Genomic DNA, 17,023 nt, shown 5'->3' on the forward strand with positions numbered 1-17,023 from the left:
TTCGTTTATGGACATTTTTACTGTTTCTAATCAATCAAATTTAATAAATCATAACGGTAACCCATTACTTTATTCTTGGAATAAACAATTTATGACATTTTTTTCACAAATTACTGTAGAGACTTTTAGATTTTCTATCATTAATCAAGCCGTAAAATGAGTATTATTGTAATGAAATTAACCATCAATAAAATAATATGGGCCATTGGGAGATTTTTCTGTTGTTTTTGATAATTGCTTTCGTGTATTCATCGGTAGGATTTGGTGGTGGATCCAGCTATCTGGCTGTATTGGCTATGTATAGCCTGCCATATCAGGAAATCCGTTTAACAGCATTAATCTGTAACGTTATTGTTGTTGTAGGAGGTGTATATATTTACATTAAGAATAAACAGATCAGTTGGAAAAAAGTACTCCCCATAACGCTGGTAAGTGTTCCTATGGCTTATTTGGGAGCCATACTGAAAATAAGTCAGGAAACATTTTTTCTGATCTTAGGAATCACGCTTATCATAGCTGCCATCTTATTATGGATTAAAACAGAAACTAAAAACGAAGAAAAGGTCTCGCAGGAATCAAAATCTGCAATCGTAAGAAATAGTTTTTTAGGAGGTGGAATTGGTTTTTTATCCGGACTGGTAGGAATTGGAGGAGGAATTTTCCTTTCCCCTTTATTGAATCTGATGAAATGGGATACCCCAAGAAAAATAGCAGCTACTTCCAGTGTTTTTATATTGGTGAATTCCGTGTCTGGTATTTTCGGACAATTATCAAAACTGTCTGTAGATATAGACTATTTCAGGATTTTAAGCTTATGTCTGGCTGTTTTGATAGGTGGACAAATCGGATCCAGAATGTCATTGAAATGGAATCCTCTGGTGATAAAAAGAATGACTGCAGTCCTGGTTTTGGTGGCAGGAATAAATGTTCTCACGAAATATTGGTAAAACCTTAGTTTAAAATAAAATGAAACTTAAAATATTAGCTTTTGGAATAACGAAAGATATTTTCGGAGCATCAGAAAAAGAATTGGAAGTGCAGGACGGTCTGAGTGTTGGGCAATTAAAAGATATACTTGAAAAAGACTTTCCACAATTCATAAAGTTGAAATCCTATTTCATCGCAGTGAATGAAGAATATGCTGAAGACGATCAGATTATTATAGGTACAGATGAAGTAGCGATCATCCCTCCCGTGAGCGGAGGATAAAATGGATAAGCCTCAAAAATCATTCGTGCGTTCGTAGCATTTTTTCCACAACGAATACACGAATAAAATAGCTTGTGGAACTATAGCTCAAAATGACAAGAAATGATTGACATCAGAATAACAGAAGATATATTAAACATAACAGAATGCCTTTCCCTAGCTCAGGATTTGAGTAGTGGAGGCATTGCAACCTTTATAGGAACTGTCCGCAACATTACTCAAAATAAGCCAGTGGTCCGTTTGGAATATGAATGTTACCAATCCATGGCTACAAAAGAAATTAAGAAGATTGTAGATCAGGCCATAGAAATGTTTTCTGTACGGAATATTGTAGTTCATCATCGTACCGGAATATTATTTCCTGGTGATGCAGCAGTAATCATTGTGGTAAGTGACGGACATCGTGATGCTGTTTTTGATGCTTGTCGCTATGTTATTGATACTATAAAGCAAACCGTTCCCATATGGAAAAAAGAAATTTTTGAAGATGGTGAAGAATGGGTTTCTGCTCATCCATAATTGAAATCCGAAAATTCGTATATTTACTATAACAGATTATTCAGATATGAAAACCAATACATTAGAAAATAAATCTGTACAGAAAATAGATATTGTTAAAGTAAAAGAAGACAGAAGTTTTCCTTATACAGACGATATTTCTGTAGAAGAACCGCTGGAGATCCGGATTTCCTATGGCCCCAAAGACCAAAGGATCAGTAAAAACATATCTGTAACCATGAGGACTCCCGGAAATGATGCAGAACTGGCAGCCGGTTTTCTATTCACGGAAGGAATTATTTCAGGATACCATCAGATTCAAAATATAGATCATCCACAAGCAGAATGCTCCAGAAACAGGGAAAATATCATTGAGGTTGAACTGACTGAAGATTTTGTTCCTCATCTAAAAAATGTTGACAGAAATTTTTATACCACATCCAGTTGTGGAGTATGCGGAAAAGGCTCTATAGAATCCATAAAAACGGTAAGCAGTTTTCAAGATATCAAGCGTGAAGAACTTACTTTATCATTTGATATTTTGTATCAGTTATCCGGCAACTTACAGTCTTTTCAGAATAACTTCAGTGCTACAGGGGGAATTCATGCCTCCGGAATTTTTAATTTTGATGGACAGCTATTAGCTCTACGGGAAGACGTAGGAAGACACAATGCGTTAGATAAATTAATTGGCCATGCATTATTTACAGGACAACTCCCCCTAAAAGATAAAATTTTAGTGTTGAGTGGAAGAGCAAGTTTTGAGCTTATTCAAAAGGCCGCTATGGCAGGAATTACAGTGGTGGCGGCAATAGGAGCGCCATCCAGCCTTGCAGTAGATGTAGCAAAAGAGTTTGATATGACGTTATTGGGATTCCTTAGAGATAACAGGTTTAATATTTATAACCAAAGCAGCTTCCACAAAATCATTGAAAAATAACTGCTACGGATGCGTGAATAAGAATAAACCCAGCGCTAAAAGCCTATGTATCTATGTGGTTAAAAAAACTACCACATAGATACATAGATAAAGTGAATTAATAATTAAAAATAAACAAATGAAAATAAGAATAAAAGACAACTCCATCAGATTTCGTTTAACTCAATCCGAAGTTTCAGAATTAGGAAAAAACGGAATTGTTTCAAGCTTTACCGAATTTGTGGATCGTCCATTTATCTATGTCATAGAGAAAACAAATGAGACTACATTATCTGCAGCCTTCATTGAAAATAAAATGGTAATGAAAATGCCGGAAGCCATGGTAGAAGAATTTGTATCTACAGATATTGTAGGTTTTGACGGGCAGTCAGGTCTGGTAAAGCTTCTGGTAGAAAAAGATTTTGTATGTATAGATAATACGATGGAGGATCAAAGTGACAATTACCCGAATCCCAATCTTAAATGTTAATCACTTTACAAAATAAAAGGTTATGGAAGACAATAATAAAAAGAAAGTAGAAGAAGAAATCAGCAGAGAACCCAATGCTGAAAATCCATTCACTTTACTTGACCTTAAGTTGACGCACGTAGAAAAGGCTGCTGCTGGAGTTCCGGCAGTAATGGCTGCTTTTAGTGATTTATTTGAAGAAAAAACAGCTGTCCGCGGAATGAGAGCCCTATTCAAAATGAATCAGATAGGTGGCTTCGACTGCCCAAGTTGTGCATGGCCGGATCCTGATGATGAACGTTCCGTTCTTGGAGAATATTGTGAAAACGGAGCAAAAGCCCTTGCAGAAGAAGCTACTACCAAAAAAGTAACTCCTGAATTTTTCAGGGAGAATTCCGTATATGATCTGGCGAAATTAGATGATTATCAGATCGGAAAAATGGGAAGGCTTACTGATCCCATGTACTTGGCTCCAGGTGCAACCCATTATGAACCTATCAGCTGGGATAATGCTTTTAAAAAGATAGCAGAACATTTCAATGCGTTGGAATCTCCGGATCAGGCAGCCTTTTATACATCTGGCAGAACCAGCAATGAAGCATCATTCGTTTATCAGTTATTTGCCAAAGAATTCGGAACGAATAATATGCCCGACTGTTCTAATATGTGCCACGAAACCTCAGGTTCTGCGCTTCGCCCAACCATAGGAATCGGTAAAGGAACAGTAACTCTGGAAGATTTTTATGATGCTGAAGTGATTGTGATTATCGGACAAAATCCGGGAACCAATGCGCCAAGAATGATGAGCGCTCTGGCAAAAGGGAAGAAAAATGGAGCTAAAATTATAGCCATTAATCCATTACCGGAAGCTGGTTTGATGGGGTTCATTAACCCTCAGAGTGTAAGGGATATTCTTACAGGAGGTGTACAGTTGGCTGATCTTTATTTGCCTGTAAAGATTAATGGAGATATGGCTTTGTTGAAAGCTTTGGAACTTCTTTTAATTGAATTTGAGAAACAAAATCCGGGTCAAGTTTTTGATGAAGATTTCATTAAAAATAAAACAGTAGGATTCGAGGATTTCATGAAACAGTTTGACCAGTATAAACTGGATGAATTGGCTGAACTTTCAGGAGTATCGAAGGAAGCTATCCACCAGGCTGCAGAAATGATGGCTTTCAAAAAGAAGATTATTGTCAGTTGGGGAATGGGGCTTACCCAGCAGCCGAACGGCGTTGATATGATCCGTGAAATACTGAATATTCTTTTACTGAAAGGAAGTATTGGTAAACCGGGAGCCGGAGTTTGTCCTGTAAGAGGTCACAGCAATGTTCAAGGGAACAGAACAATGATGATTGATGAAAAACCTACCAATGAACAGCTTGATCGTCTTGAGAACTTCTACGGTTTCAAAGTTCCCCGTAAACATGGGTATGATGTTGTAAGAGCTATTAAAGCCATTCATGAAGAAAAAATAAAAGTAATGTTTTGTATGGGAGGAAATTTTCTTTCTGCAACTCCGGATACTACATTTACAGCCAATGCTTTAAGAAAATTGAATTTATTGGTATGTGTTTCCACCAAATTAAACAGAGGCCATCTTGTTCATGGAAAAGAAGCTTTGATTCTTCCTACCTATGGTCGTAGTGACAAAGATATTGTGAATGGAGAAATACAGATCATTACAACAGAAAATTCAATGGGTGTTGTTCAGACTTCAAAAGGAATGTTGGATGCCGTTTCAGATAACCTCATCAATGAAACCCAGATCGTATGCCGTATGGCGATGGCTACGTTAGGAAGCCGTTCTGTAGTAAACTGGCAGCGTTTTCACGATAGCTATGATGCAGTAAGAGATGATATTGAACAATGTATTCCTGGCTTTACAGATTACAACGTACGTGTCAGACAAAAAGGAGGGTTCTATCTTCCCAATGCAGCAAGAGATGAACAGAGCTTTGCTAAAGAATTTGGCGGACGCGCTCCGTTTACCTTAACAGAAATCCCTAATAATACTTTGGCTTCCGATGAATACATGATGGCTACAACCCGTACTCACGACCAATTTAATACAACAATTTACGGTTTAGATGACCGTTACCGTGGCATTAAAAATGAACGCCGTGTCGTATTCATGAACCAAAAAGATATTGAAAAAGCAGGATTTAAAGCAGGCGATAAAGTAGATCTTTTCAACTACGATGATGGTATAGAAAGGGTTGCTCCTCTGTTTATTATTGTTTCCTATCAGATTCCTGAAAAGAATACAGTTACCTATTTTCCGGAAACCAATGTGTTGGTTTCTGTAAATAATGTAGTGAAGGAAAGTAACATGCCGGCTTCCAAGTATGTGAAAATCAAGATTAAAAAACACGATCCTGAAGTCTATAAAAAAGTAGATGAAATGTTGTATCAGGGAGCCATTCAAAGACCATAATTATTCTTATATTGTTGTATGAAAAAAATACTGCCTGTCGCGCTATTATTGCTTTCTGGCTGGGCATTCTGCCAATCCGGGTTCAAACTGAAAGTGAGTGGCGAAGTTCCCACACCTTTGGAGTTGAGTCTGAATGATTTATCAAAAATGCCAAGAAAAGAAGCCTCACTTAAAGATAAGGATGGAAGCGTTCATGTATACTCTGGAGTATCCATCCGGGATATTCTTGTAAAAGCTGGAGCTCCTTCAGGAAAAGAACTTCATGGCGAAAATATATCAAAATATCTGCTGGCAAAATGTACAGATGGTTATCAGGTTTTATTTTCATTAGCCGAATTGGATGCTTCCATTGCAGATAAAAACGTGATTGTAGCAGATACCATGGACGGAAAACCTTTGGCAGAGTCAAAAGGTCCGCTCCGTATTGTTGCAGAAGGCGAAAAGAAACCTGCACGCAGCTCGTATCAGCTGGAATCATTAGTGATAGGACAGATCAAAAAATAAATTTTAAAATTAAGGCTTTACAAAAAACGGTATGATTATAAGGAAGAAGGAACATTGGTTTAAAATGCTTTTTGTCTGGCATGGTTCAGTATTACCTGGGCTGCTGCCACGTCTTTTTTTGCTTTTTATCTTATCGTTAGGGGTAGTCTATCTGCGTGGAGTAATTTTTTCCTTTAAAATTCCGCTTAATCCGGCACCATTAACATTATTTGGCTTTGTTCTGGCCTTATTTTTAGGGTTCAAGAATAACGCTAGCTATGATAGATTCTGGGAAGGACGGAAATTATGGGGAGCGTTACTGAATACAGCAAGATCATTAACCCGCCAGGCATTAACCTTGAAAAATGCAACAGAAAGCAGCCTCTCTGTCTCTGAATTTATCAAATTATTAGGAGCTTTTATTTTCGCCTTGAAACATCAGTTGAGAGGTACCGATGCTCATGAAGATTTAAAAGAAAGATTAAATGAAGATCAGTTAAAAATAGTTTCTGCAGCAAAATATAAACCCGCTGTCATTATGAGATTATTGGCAGAATGGGTTCAGAAAGCAAAAGAGGAAGGAAGTATAGATACCATTCAGCAAGCTCGTTTTGATGAGAATTTCGATAAACTCTCTGATATTTTGGGTGGATGTGAAAGAATTGTTTCCACTCCGCTTCCTTACAGTTACCGTGTTTTACTGCACCGTACCGTATATATTTACTGTTTCCTTTTACCGTTCGGATTAGTAGATTCGTTGAGATGGTTCACGCCGCTTATTGTGGTGTTTGTAGCCTATACATTTGTGGCATTTGAAGCCATTGCAGATGAAATTGAAGAACCCTTTGGTACTGAAGCCAATGATCTGGCTCTGAATAGTATGTCTGTAATGATTGATGAAACAATTCATGAAATGGCAGGAGAGGAATTTACTGTTTTCAAGAAAGAAAAACACACCATCATAGACTGATGTAAACCTATGGAATCTTTGGGAAAAACTGTTATTTATGCGATTGGACACTCTACCCGTTCTTTGGAAGAATTTATGGAGATGCTGAAATCATTCAATATTGAAGTTTTAGCTGATGTTCGGAGGTTTGCAGGTTCAAAAAGATATCCGTGGTTCAGTAAAGAAAATCTGGAAAAAGTATTACCTGAAAATGCTATTGAATATATCCATTTTGAAGCATTGGGAGGCCGGAGAAAAGTACAGCCCAATTCAATAAACAGCCGTTGGAAAAATGAATCTTTCCGTGGATATGCTGATTATATGCAGACTGAAGAATTTACCCAAGCCATTGAAAAACTTGAAACAATAGCAAGAACAAAAACAACTGCTTTTATGTGCTCAGAAGCTGTTTGGTGGAGTTGCCACAGATCTATGATCTCAGATTACCTTAAGGCAAAAGGGTGGGATGTAGAGCATATTATGAATATGGGTAAAGCAGAAGAACATCCATACACAGCTCCCGCAAGAATCAGTAACGGGAAAGTGTTCTATTCGGATGCCAGTCTGTTTGATTAAATAGACACTTTAAAGAGGTCATTGCGAGCAAAGCGAAGCAATCTTACCTGCTGGAAATTATTAGTTTTTTATTTTCCTGTTTGCCATTCAGGATATAATATTCTAAAAACGAAGTTGAGATTCCTACTGAGTGACAAAGCACTGTATTGATTTCCATTTATGTAAACAAAAAATGATCTTATTCAACTAAAAATTCTTAGCATTCGTGGATAATAAATTCTATGTATCTATGTTGTTTATATTTTTTACCACATAGGCACATAGGTGATGGGTGAAGATATATAATTAATTACTTACTTCTAAAGTGAACTTAAGGGTTCACAATAAAAGCTTTTGTATTTTTTGTGGTTAAAAAAAGTTATCGTTGTACTTCACCAATACCATTTTTCAACGAAAACACTTCCTTCTCAGGAAATTCTTTTTTAATTTTTCTAACAGCTTCCATACTTCGTTTACCGGATTGACAGTAAATCACGATAGGGTTTGAAATTGAAGAAATAAAAGGGTAGTGTTCATCCAATTCATCCAAGGGAATATTTTTTCCACCAATATTAAAGCTCTGGTGTTCTTCCTTTGTACGGGCATCTATGATTTCAAAACTTTCCCGATTCGGCATAAACTCTTCAAAACTCATAAGCTGAACAGTCTGAGGGAGGCCTGAGATCTGTACAGAAGTTTTTCTAAGCTTAATAATCTGATTTTTACCACTCATTACATTCATCATCCAAAGCTTACCTACTAAAGATTCTTCAGATCGGATGAGGTATTTTATAGCTTCATTGGCCTGCATACAGCCCACAATTCCGGCTAAAGTAGGAATTACACCACCTTCTCTGCAGTTAGGAATCTGAGACTCTTCTGCATTGGGAAAAACATCGCGATAATTAGGAGAATAGCTGCCATCCTTTTGTAAAACATTCCAGATACTAACCTGGCCTTCATGTTGATAAATAGCTCCATACACTAAAGGTTTTCCGGCTAAAACACAAGCATCGTTTAACAAGCATTTCGTTTCAAAATTATCTGTTCCTTCAATAATGAGATCAAATTCTGAAATTAGCTCCATCACATTGGAAGAAGTTATTCTTAACTGATAGGGAATAATAGAAACAGAAGGGTTTTGTTGCTGTAATCTTTTGGCTGCAACATCTACTTTATAAGCGCCCAGATCCTCAGGACCATATAAAATCTGACGATGGAGATTGCTTAAAGAAACAATATCATCATCCGCAATACCAAGAGTTCCAACACCGGAAGAAGCAAGATATTGAGCCGTAGGGCAGCCAAGTCCGCCCATTCCTACAATAAGAACTCGGGCATTTTTCAACAGCTCCTGAGATGCCATCCCAAATCCAGGTAAAGCAATCTGACACTGATAACGTTCAAATGATGTATTCATAATCGTCTCTTAATTTTTTTGCCCTAATTTTTTACTAATTTATATCCTTTATTCTTCAAATTATTCGTGCATTCGTGGCAATTATTATATTCTCGCAGATGATGCAGATTTTCCACAAATACTTGGCTATTCAGCATTCAATTTTATCGCAGATAAAATCTTTGCGCCTTAGAGCACATAGCGGATAAACAATTTGCGTCTTTGCGTTTTCCAACAACACAGTAATCTTAGAAACTGAGATTACTTCGCTTTGTCCGCAATGATAATCAAAGGTTTGTTTTCAATTATAGCCTATGTATCTAAGTTATAATACATATTTTTTTGACGAGCCATGATGAAATATTTATTCGTGCATTCGTGGCCAAAGATATCAGCTTTTTAGGATTTGTTGTGCTTTCTCAGCATCTTCAGGCGTATTCACATTCATTAAAGCATCCGGGTTATCCGGTTTTAAAATCAATGTATCACTATTGATTAAAACCTTTCGCGGACAAGTATTCCCGATTCCAAGGAAATTAAGCAGCAAAGGATAACTTTTAGGCTCCCAAATCGTAATTAAAGGTTCAGGCAATCCATCAAAAGGACTTTCATAAGTGGTAGCAGCTTTTTCCGGATCTCTTGAGTGTACTAAGAACTCCAGAGATTTTGGATCGAGTAGAGGAAGATCACAGGCGACTACTAACCATGCTTTATCTCTTTGAGACCGCAATGCCGAAAGAATTCCTCCAAAAGGCCCCATATTCAGGAAAGTGTCGGTAAGGGCTTTGTAATCAGGATTAAAGTTCTCTAACTGATCCTGTCTGCAGGAAATGAAAACCTCATCACAAAACGGAGCCAGAAGATCTGCTGCAAAATAGCGCTGTTCCTTTCCATGCCATTGAAGAAGGTCTTTAGCTTTTCCCATTCTTACGCTTTTCCCGCCAGCGAGAACAAGACCATTGATTTTGGGAATTGTATTAAGCTCTTCTGAAATCATTTTTTCCACCTGATTTTTCTATTAATTTAATTTCTTTGATAACAATATCATGACTCAATGCTTTGCACATATCATAAATAGTGAGTGCTGCCACGGAAGCTCCGGTAAGCGCTTCCATTTCTACTCCGGTTTTGGCTTCTATGCTAGCTGTGCATTCGATGACAATTTCGTTTTGATCATTCAGCTCTATCTGTAAATTACAGTTATCAAGTCCGATGGGATGACAAAGAGGAATGAGTTCACTTGTTTTTTTAGCCCCCATAATTCCTGCAATAATCGCAATCTGGAAGACAGAACCTTTTTTTGTTTTGAAATCGTCTTGTTGTAGGGCTTTCAATACATTTTCAGGTAGAGAAATAATAGCTTGGGCAACGGCTTTTCGATGCGTTACCTTCTTTCCGCCAACATCTACAATAGCTGGCTGTCCGTTTTTATTAAGATGGGTAAACTCTGACATATTATTCTTTTAAACCACAGAAATGAATTTTTATTAACCACCAATGCACAAATGTGTTTAAACACTTTTTGCATTACAATTTATATGTCTATGTGGTAAAAAATAACCGCATAGTTTTTAGAAGCTAATTAATTTTATTCGTGCATTCGTGGCATTTTATACGTTATTTTAATCATTATACTTCCATACTCTGTATACTTCTCCTTTTTTGAAGCTATTCTGCTCCAAAGGAAGCTCCATAAAAGCATTCGTATCCGCAAGATGAGAAAAATCTCCGGATCCGTTTGTATGAACCGATTCAGCAGTGAGCTGTCCCAGTTGATTGGTTCCCAGTTTTACCTGAACAAAATACTGAAGGGCAAAAGGAACTTCAATATCATTCTGTAACACTGCAAATTGAGGCGAATTGCCTTGTATTTCCAGCGACTTTTCCAACCATGGAATAAAATACCGATGCAGACACATAAATACCGAAACTGGATTTCCTGGAAATGCAAAAACCAATTTTTGGTGCTGATTTTTACCAAACCAGAAAGGCTTTCCCGGTCTTTGTTTTATTTTGTGAAAAAGCTTTTCTATTCCCAGTTCTTCACAAACTTGAGGCAGATAATCAAATTTCCCCATAGATACTCCTCCGCTGATCAAAAGAACATCATATTCATGAATGCAGCGGGAAATTTCTTTTTTAATTTCTTCATAATCATCATTGAGATGAAGGATATCTGCTTCAAGATGATATTTTTTCAAAGCAGACTTTATAGTGATCCCGTTTGAACGTCTTAACTGATAGGGAGAAGGAATAGATTCCGGACTTACCATTTCATCTCCCGTAGAAATGATGATGATCTTAGGCAGCTTTTTTACTGCAATAGTGGTTTTTCCAACGGAAGAAGCTATTCCAATGATAGCTGGACTAATAATCTGATTGGCTTGTACTAAGATGTTTCCCTCTTTTTTATCTCTGCCTTTCAAATGAATATTCTGTCCTTTTTTTATGTCAATACTAACATTTGCCATTCCATTATCTATTGAGATATCCTCATATCGGATAACGGTATCTACTGAATGATCTAAAGCTGCACCGGTCATAATTTCTATACATTCGGTTTCCGAATCAATAGGTATTGAGGCTTCTCCAGCAGATTGTATCGCTTTTACAGGGAAGGAACGACTCCCTTTTTCATAAGCAGCATAGCGGATGGCAATTCCATCTACAGTAGGCCGGTCAAAAGGAGGTAAATCCCGGTCTGCAGTAAGATCTTCTGCTAAAACTCTTCCTAAAGCATGCTCATAAGCAATATCTTCTATTCCAAAATCTTGCGTTTGGGAAAGTATAATGTCTTCTGCCTGTTGTACGGTAATCATTTCCATAGTTATCCTCCGATTGTGGCCATCGACTGATGAATAGATGAAGCGTTAAGACTCTGTTTTTCAGCTTCCCATCCGTCTTTGGGTTTATGATGTATACTGTTGATTATTATATTTTTTAATTCGTTATCGGTGACTCCTGAACGAGTCATATCTTTTAAATTGATTCCGCCGCCTTCATACAAGCAGGTTCTTAACATTCCGGAAGGAGTGATGCGTATTCTGTTACAATCTCCACAGAAAGAACGTGTATACGCCGCAATAATGCCGATGTTTCCTGTAAAACCGGGGATTTTGTAGTTGTATGAGGTAGAACTTTTAGGATCTGCCATCTTTTCTATTTGCGAAAAATGACCTCTGATATGATTATAAATTTGCGGATAATTCCACTTCGGAACTATATCAGCATTATTATTTCCATTGAAGGGCATTTCTTCAATAAAACGCACATCCACCGGAAGATTTTTTGTAAGCTCAACCAAAGGAATAATATCTTCAATGTTTTGATTCTCCATCACAACAGTATTGATTTTTACTTTGATCTGGTGGTTCAACAAACTATCTAATGTTTTCATCACTTTATCAAAGCTTTTACGGCGGGTGATTGTAAAGAAACGATCTTCATCCAGTGTATCAAGACTGAGGTTAACAGATTTTACACCAAATGCTTTAAGCTGTGGAATGTATTGTTCAGTAAGAAGTCCATTGGTGGTTAAGCTGATGTCGGTAAGCCCATGAAGCTGTGATATTTTTTCAATAAGGCTGATACAGTTTTTTCTGACAAAAGGTTCACCGCCTGTGATTCTAATTTTATCTACGCCAAGATCTGTAAAAACAGAACATATTCTGAGCATTTCCTCATCAGTCATCAGATCATTCTGTTTAATCCATGGAAGTCCGTTTTCCGGCATACAATAAGTACACCGAAGGTTGCATCTGTCCACAACGGCGAGCCTTAGATAGTTGATATGTCTTCCGAATTTGTCTGTTAACATTTGAGTATAGGAACAAGATCCTTACACAAATATACTTATTGTTTTAACGATAAACTAAAAATATACTTGTTGAAAAGTAAGAGCAAAAAAAAGCAGATGTCATGTCTTAAAAGTAAGATATATAGAGGGATAGAGTCTGGTTTTATGCCTTTTTTATATTCTTATTCAGAGTAAATGGTGTGAAAATACGATATTCTTATCACGGTTTCTGATATTTCTGAAAGGAGAAGAAGAATGTATCTTTGCACGCCGCTAAAAACAACAGGAAATAAAAATATATTGTCTAGTCAAAGAAAACGATATATGAGGGATTTTCATAAATTAGTATTGAAAAGATTAGTATGATAATAGATAAAGAGTTGATTAATAAAAAATCAGTAGAGGAAGTGTTTAACAAAGGAATTGACGTTGTTTTTCAGGATGAGATCAGTGGTGATTCACTTAACTTTTTTCCTGATAACTGTTTTACCATTATCTTACTGGATCAGTGTGAAGGCGGAAAATGTACAACCGGTCTGAATCAATATGGTCTAAAAGCCCAGCAATTATTCATCCATCTTCCTAAAAGAGAATACAAATGGGAACTGGCTCCCCATACGGTTGGAAGAAGATTGATTATTAATGATGAAATTCTTAAGACCTTTTCTCCGACCCTTAAATTCACTTTTTCTTCTTACAGCAAATATGAGATGATAGAGCCTGATGAGGAAACCTATCACAGATTCAGTCTTGAATTTAATGCGATCAGGAAAGAAATTGCTGCCGATGTTGTATTTCCGGAACTTATCAATGCAAGAGTAAGGCTTTTAGCGCTTATTATCAACTTATGGGTAGAGCATGCTTATGGCAATAAAGCACTCAGCACACCCGACAATCTTCCTTTTCGTTTTCATATGCTGGTGGACAAATTTTATAAAACGCAAAAGAATGTCGCTTTTTATGCAGATGAGCTATGCATTACTCCTAATTATCTGGGAGTGATCTGTAGAAAACAATATAAAATTTCACCTCTTGAGTTTATTAAAGAAAGAATTATTCTTGAAGCTAAAAATCTACTTCACAGTTCAGATAAATCCATTAAAGAAATAGCTTTTGAACTGGGATTTCAGAACTTTTCTCACTTTTCTTATTTATTCAGGGTGAAAACAGGATCTACTCCTAAAAATTACAGGAAAAAATTGGAAGAGGCTAAACCAGATTCAGAATAAGCATCAAACATGCATCACGGTACGGAATACATTAACAGCATTCCCCGTAATTCTGATGATTTCAGGAATATGATTTTTTATGGTGACTTCAATCTTTATTTGCCCGATTCGATTGATGGTTTCTCCTTGTCTTCCGATAAATTCAAAAGTTTCATCAGTAACTTTTACAATTTTATTCTGAATAAGATAACCCCCTAAAGGTCCATTGGCATTGCCCGTAACAGGATCTTCCTGAATACCGATGGCCGGAGCAAACATTCTTCCGTATGTTAAAATATCTTTATCATCAGAGTCAAAAGTAAATACAAAATACCCATTACATTTGATTTCTTTACTGAGATGGGCAAGAGCTCCAAAATCCGGATTCAAATGATTGAGTAATGTTCTGCTGTTAATGCCAATCATCACTTTAGAATGGCCTGTAGAAGCAATCTGGATGGGGCATTTTTCATTCAGATCTTCCTTTTTTAAGTCCAAGGCATCCACAATTCTTTGTTGTATTGATGGCTCAAAAGCAGGTTCCAGATTAAAACTTCCCTGAGTCATTGTGATTTGATAATCATCATCTACTTTTAGAATGTCAATAGGTAAAACTCCAACCTGAGTATTAATTTTAATGGTACAGGAATCTAGCTGGTCTTCTATAGCTTTGGCATAAAGTGCTCCAATGGTGGCATGTCCGCAAATAGGAACCTCTATAGTTGGAGTGAAGTAGCGTACGTGATAATCAAAATTGTCCTTCTGGTCAGGTTTAAAAACAAATGCTGTTTCTGAATTGTTGAGTTCCCTTGCAATAAGCTGCATCTCATCTGCTGTCAGCTTCTCAGCGTTGAGTACAACGCCGGCAGGATTTCCTTTAAATTTTTCCTTTGTAAAAGAATCAATTTGATACACGATTACTTCCTTCATTATAACTTATTAAATTCAGGATAAAGATAAGTATAAATGAAATGATCTTGTTTGTTTTTGCCCACTAATACAGGAATAAAATCATTTTGTTGGAAAACGCAAAGACGCAATTTTTTTACCTGTATTATGCTTTAACAAGGCGCTAGGATTTTATCTTCGATAAAATTGAATGCTGCATAGCCAAATTATTTTATAAGATCTTCGAAATCTGTATCATCTGCAAGAATATATTAATTGCCACGAATGCACGAATTTTTTATTGCTTATGTGCTAATTTATTTCCTGTACATTCAAATTATTCGTGCAGTAGTGGCATTTATTTAATCATCATTAAGCCATTCTAGGAAGTTCTGAACTCTTACACGGCTCACAATAATTTCATGAGGACATTCCGGTTCAAATTCAATGGCTAATCTGCTGTTGACAGCCTTTTTTATTCCTTTAATCGCTTTAATATTGGCAATGCAGTTTCGGGAAATTCTGAAGAATGCATCCTCTGTAAGCTGTCCTTCCAGCTGATCCAGTGTGTAATTAATAATATATCTTTTATTATCAAAAGTATGGAGCATTACTACTTTCTCTTCACTGTAGAAGTAGGCGATGTTTCTGGATTCCACATAGAGATATCCGTCACGGGAATGAACAAGAAATCTGTTTTTTATCTTTTTCATGAGGGAAGACTCCACCATTCGGATGCCTATTTCTTTTTGTTCTTTGTCAAAATGCAGGTTTTCAAGTTTGATGAGGGCACGTTCCAGATCTTCTTCAGAAATAGGTTTCAACAGATAATCTATACTGTTGACTTTAAAAGCTTGTATTGCATATTCATCATAAGCTGTTGTAAAAATAATGGGAACTTCCACTTTAATAGGGTTAAAAATTTCAAAACAGCTGCCATCTGATAAACTGATATCCATCAAAATAAAATCAGGTTGGTGTTCCTGTAGAAACTCAACAGATTCCAGTACACTTTCTGTTCTTCCCAATAACTGATAATCGGGACGAAGATGGTCTACCATTCGTTTCAATTCAGAAAAAGCCAGGCGCTCATCTTCAACAATTAAATATTTTTTCATTCTACGAAAGGTATTTTTACAATAAAATCATTCTCTTCTTCAATTATTCTGAGTTTTTTATGATAACGGTCGTATTGGGTATTCAGAAAAGATAAACCAATGCCTTCTCCTTTAGTGATATCATTGCGTAAAAATATTCTATTTCTAAAAGATATTCCATTTTCATTCACAGAAATATAGATTAATAAAGGATTGGCAGCAGAGCTTACATTGTGTTTAAAAGCATTTTCCAGAAGAAGCTGAAAACTGAAAGCTACCAATTTGCGGTGTTCCCAATGCTCAATAGGTTCAATTTCTATTTTAAAGCCATTTTCAAATCTTATTTCCATCAGAAACAGATATTGCCGGAAGAAATGCATTTCCTCCTGTAATGTATTCAGAGGCTTTTTACTTACGGATAAGACCTGTCTGTATACTTGTGATAAGGCTTTGGTATATTTATTCGCCTGCTCCTGATTTTCATAAATGAGAGAAGACAAAACATTCAGAGAATTGAATAAGAAGTGAGGATTCACCTGCGCTCTTAATGCATTATACTGATACATCAGCATATCCCGTTTAGCTTTCTCGGTAACTTTAATCGCCTTACGTTCCGCTTGGAAGTAAAACAGCAGATCAATAACCAGAAGGATAGGTAAATTGGCTGTAATATTGAGAATAAGGCTTGTTTTATAAGATAGCGACTGTCGAATTCCCACATCCATTACCTCTGTAACCATGAAGCTGAAGATGATATAGAGAAGAGCACATAACAGGATGTTACTTACAAACAGAGCCGAAGCATGTCTGTATAAACTGCTGTGCAGAGGAGTAATCTCATTAATCACCTTAATCAAAAGATAATCCAGAAAAGTCATAACCAGAACAATAGGATAGAAGATGGCAAACTGAAGCAGAAAATTATCCCATAAGCTGCTTTTTGAAAGAATGCTGCTCTTCAAAATGGTATTGAAGAAAATGATTTGGTATATGGTATAGAGAGTGGTTACCAAAAAATAATAGAGCGGAAGCACATATCTTTTGGTTTTCGTTTCCTGACTGGGGAAAATTTCAGAAAGATCCATATTAAGTTCAGTTTATAGAGTAAGTTGGGTA

General features: G+C 36.6%; 18 protein-coding genes. 10 read left to right on the plus strand and 8 right to left on the minus strand.

The features are described from left to right. Positions 1–197 precede the first annotated feature (197 nt). From BLS98_RS04055 to BLS98_RS04095, 9 genes are all read left to right on the plus strand, one after another. Positions 198–947: a sulfite exporter TauE/SafE family protein gene (locus BLS98_RS04055; RefSeq protein WP_089733824.1), complete on the plus strand. Its 750-nt coding sequence runs from the start codon at positions 198–200 to the stop codon at positions 945–947. Between the two features lie 19 nt (positions 948–966). Then, complete coding sequence (locus BLS98_RS04060; protein ID WP_089733826.1) at positions 967–1,209, plus strand: MoaD/ThiS family protein; 243 nt, start codon at positions 967–969, stop codon at positions 1,207–1,209. 102 nt (positions 1,210–1,311) lie between these two features. Beyond that, entirely contained in the window at positions 1,312–1,728 is a 417-nt protein-coding gene (locus BLS98_RS04065) for a molybdenum cofactor biosynthesis protein MoaE (RefSeq protein WP_089733828.1), read from the plus strand. Positions 1,729–1,774: 46 nt separating this feature from the next. Further along, entirely contained in the window at positions 1,775–2,647 is an 873-nt protein-coding gene (gene fdhD / locus BLS98_RS04070) for a formate dehydrogenase accessory sulfurtransferase FdhD (protein ID WP_089733830.1), read from the plus strand. 118 nt (positions 2,648–2,765) lie between these two features. Then, positions 2,766–3,116 carry a DUF7009 family protein gene (locus BLS98_RS04075; RefSeq protein WP_089733832.1) on the plus strand — a complete coding sequence of 117 codons (351 nt, stop codon included), beginning with the start codon at positions 2,766–2,768 and terminating at the stop codon, positions 3,114–3,116. 22 nt (positions 3,117–3,138) lie between these two features. After that, positions 3,139–5,532, plus strand: coding sequence for an FdhF/YdeP family oxidoreductase (locus tag BLS98_RS04080; RefSeq protein WP_089733834.1), 2,394 nt, complete (start codon positions 3,139–3,141; stop codon positions 5,530–5,532). A gap of 18 nt (positions 5,533–5,550) precedes the next feature. Continuing rightward, positions 5,551–6,036: a molybdopterin-dependent oxidoreductase gene (locus BLS98_RS04085; RefSeq protein ID WP_089733836.1), complete on the plus strand. Its 486-nt coding sequence runs from the start codon at positions 5,551–5,553 to the stop codon at positions 6,034–6,036. A 31-nt stretch (positions 6,037–6,067) separates the two neighbouring features. After that, positions 6,068–6,985, plus strand: a complete 918-nt coding sequence (locus BLS98_RS04090; RefSeq protein WP_089733838.1) for a bestrophin family protein — start codon at positions 6,068–6,070, stop codon at positions 6,983–6,985. A gap of 9 nt (positions 6,986–6,994) precedes the next feature. After that, the gene (locus tag BLS98_RS04095) at positions 6,995–7,540 is read left to right on the plus strand and encodes a DUF488 domain-containing protein (RefSeq protein ID WP_089733840.1); all 546 of its coding nucleotides are present in this window, start codon (positions 6,995–6,997) and stop codon (positions 7,538–7,540) included. Positions 7,541–7,898: 358 nt separating this feature from the next. On the opposite strand, the gene BLS98_RS04100 is transcribed toward BLS98_RS04095, so the two are convergent. The 5 genes from BLS98_RS04100 to moaA form a co-directional block, all read right to left on the minus strand. Continuing rightward, entirely contained in the window at positions 7,899–8,939 is a 1,041-nt protein-coding gene (locus BLS98_RS04100; protein WP_089733842.1) for a HesA/MoeB/ThiF family protein, read from the minus strand. Between the two features lie 370 nt (positions 8,940–9,309). Further along, positions 9,310–9,915 carry an NTP transferase domain-containing protein gene (locus tag BLS98_RS04105; RefSeq protein ID WP_089734441.1) on the minus strand — a complete coding sequence of 202 codons (606 nt, stop codon included), beginning with the start codon at positions 9,913–9,915 and terminating at the stop codon, positions 9,310–9,312. Beyond that, positions 9,896–10,372, minus strand: coding sequence for a cyclic pyranopterin monophosphate synthase MoaC (gene moaC, locus BLS98_RS04110; RefSeq protein ID WP_089733844.1), 477 nt, complete (start codon positions 10,370–10,372; stop codon positions 9,896–9,898). The genes BLS98_RS04105 and moaC overlap by 20 nt, the downstream gene beginning before the upstream one ends. A gap of 168 nt (positions 10,373–10,540) precedes the next feature. Beyond that, positions 10,541–11,737 (minus strand): molybdopterin molybdotransferase MoeA, encoded by a 1,197-nt coding sequence (locus BLS98_RS04115; protein WP_228435996.1) that lies wholly within the window; start codon positions 11,735–11,737, stop codon positions 10,541–10,543. A gap of 8 nt (positions 11,738–11,745) precedes the next feature. Further along, positions 11,746–12,735, minus strand: a complete 990-nt coding sequence (gene moaA / locus BLS98_RS04120) for a GTP 3',8-cyclase MoaA (RefSeq protein ID WP_089733848.1) — start codon at positions 12,733–12,735, stop codon at positions 11,746–11,748. A gap of 341 nt (positions 12,736–13,076) precedes the next feature. On the opposite strand from moaA, the gene BLS98_RS04125 reads away from it, so the two are divergent. Further along, positions 13,077–13,943 (plus strand): helix-turn-helix domain-containing protein, encoded by an 867-nt coding sequence (locus BLS98_RS04125; protein WP_089733850.1) that lies wholly within the window; start codon positions 13,077–13,079, stop codon positions 13,941–13,943. Positions 13,944–13,946: 3 nt separating this feature from the next. On the opposite strand, the gene BLS98_RS04130 is transcribed toward BLS98_RS04125, so the two are convergent. The 3 genes from BLS98_RS04130 to BLS98_RS04140 all read right to left on the minus strand — a co-directional run bounded on the left by BLS98_RS04130 (position 13,947) and on the right by BLS98_RS04140 (position 16,992). Next, positions 13,947–14,852, minus strand: a complete 906-nt coding sequence (locus BLS98_RS04130) for a PhzF family isomerase (protein ID WP_089733852.1) — start codon at positions 14,850–14,852, stop codon at positions 13,947–13,949. 320 nt (positions 14,853–15,172) lie between these two features. Beyond that, the gene (locus tag BLS98_RS04135; RefSeq protein WP_089733854.1) at positions 15,173–15,928 is read right to left on the minus strand and encodes a LytR/AlgR family response regulator transcription factor; all 756 of its coding nucleotides are present in this window, start codon (positions 15,926–15,928) and stop codon (positions 15,173–15,175) included. Continuing rightward, positions 15,925–16,992 (minus strand): sensor histidine kinase, encoded by a 1,068-nt coding sequence (locus BLS98_RS04140; protein WP_089733857.1) that lies wholly within the window; start codon positions 16,990–16,992, stop codon positions 15,925–15,927. Before BLS98_RS04140 ends, BLS98_RS04135 begins: the two co-directional genes overlap by 4 nt. Positions 16,993–17,023: the final 31 nt, after the last annotated feature.

The organism is Chryseobacterium jejuense (assembly GCF_900100075.1).
Classification (GTDB): Bacteria; Bacteroidota; Bacteroidia; order Flavobacteriales; family Weeksellaceae; genus Chryseobacterium; species Chryseobacterium jejuense.

Bases quoted from the DNA above. Each gene is read 5' to 3' on its own strand.
- BLS98_RS04130 (WP_089733852.1), bottom strand. From the start codon at position 14,852: ATGAAGGAAGTAATCGTGTATCAAATTGATTCTTTTACAAAGGAAAAA.
- BLS98_RS04065 (WP_089733828.1), top strand. From the start codon at position 1,312: ATGATTGACATCAGAATAACAGAAGATATATTAAACATAACAGAATGC.
- BLS98_RS04095 (WP_089733840.1), top strand. From the start codon at position 6,995: ATGGAATCTTTGGGAAAAACTGTTATTTATGCGATTGGACACTCTACC.
- fdhD (WP_089733830.1), top strand. From the start codon at position 1,775: ATGAAAACCAATACATTAGAAAATAAATCTGTACAGAAAATAGATATT.
- moaA (WP_089733848.1), bottom strand. From the start codon at position 12,735: ATGTTAACAGACAAATTCGGAAGACATATCAACTATCTAAGGCTCGCC.
- BLS98_RS04115 (WP_228435996.1), bottom strand. From the start codon at position 11,737: ATGATTACCGTACAACAGGCAGAAGACATTATACTTTCCCAAACGCAA.
- BLS98_RS04140 (WP_089733857.1), bottom strand. From the start codon at position 16,992: ATGGATCTTTCTGAAATTTTCCCCAGTCAGGAAACGAAAACCAAAAGA.
- BLS98_RS04105 (WP_089734441.1), bottom strand. From the start codon at position 9,915: ATGATTTCAGAAGAGCTTAATACAATTCCCAAAATCAATGGTCTTGTT.
- BLS98_RS04085 (WP_089733836.1), top strand. From the start codon at position 5,551: ATGAAAAAAATACTGCCTGTCGCGCTATTATTGCTTTCTGGCTGGGCA.
- BLS98_RS04125 (WP_089733850.1), top strand. From the start codon at position 13,077: ATGATAATAGATAAAGAGTTGATTAATAAAAAATCAGTAGAGGAAGTG.
- BLS98_RS04100 (WP_089733842.1), bottom strand. From the start codon at position 8,939: ATGAATACATCATTTGAACGTTATCAGTGTCAGATTGCTTTACCTGGA.
- BLS98_RS04090 (WP_089733838.1), top strand. From the start codon at position 6,068: ATGATTATAAGGAAGAAGGAACATTGGTTTAAAATGCTTTTTGTCTGG.
- BLS98_RS04135 (WP_089733854.1), bottom strand. From the start codon at position 15,928: ATGAAAAAATATTTAATTGTTGAAGATGAGCGCCTGGCTTTTTCTGAA.
- moaC (WP_089733844.1), bottom strand. From the start codon at position 10,372: ATGTCAGAGTTTACCCATCTTAATAAAAACGGACAGCCAGCTATTGTA.
- BLS98_RS04060 (WP_089733826.1), top strand. From the start codon at position 967: ATGAAACTTAAAATATTAGCTTTTGGAATAACGAAAGATATTTTCGGA.
- BLS98_RS04075 (WP_089733832.1), top strand. From the start codon at position 2,766: ATGAAAATAAGAATAAAAGACAACTCCATCAGATTTCGTTTAACTCAA.
- BLS98_RS04055 (WP_089733824.1), top strand. From the start codon at position 198: ATGGGCCATTGGGAGATTTTTCTGTTGTTTTTGATAATTGCTTTCGTG.
- BLS98_RS04080 (WP_089733834.1), top strand. From the start codon at position 3,139: ATGGAAGACAATAATAAAAAGAAAGTAGAAGAAGAAATCAGCAGAGAA.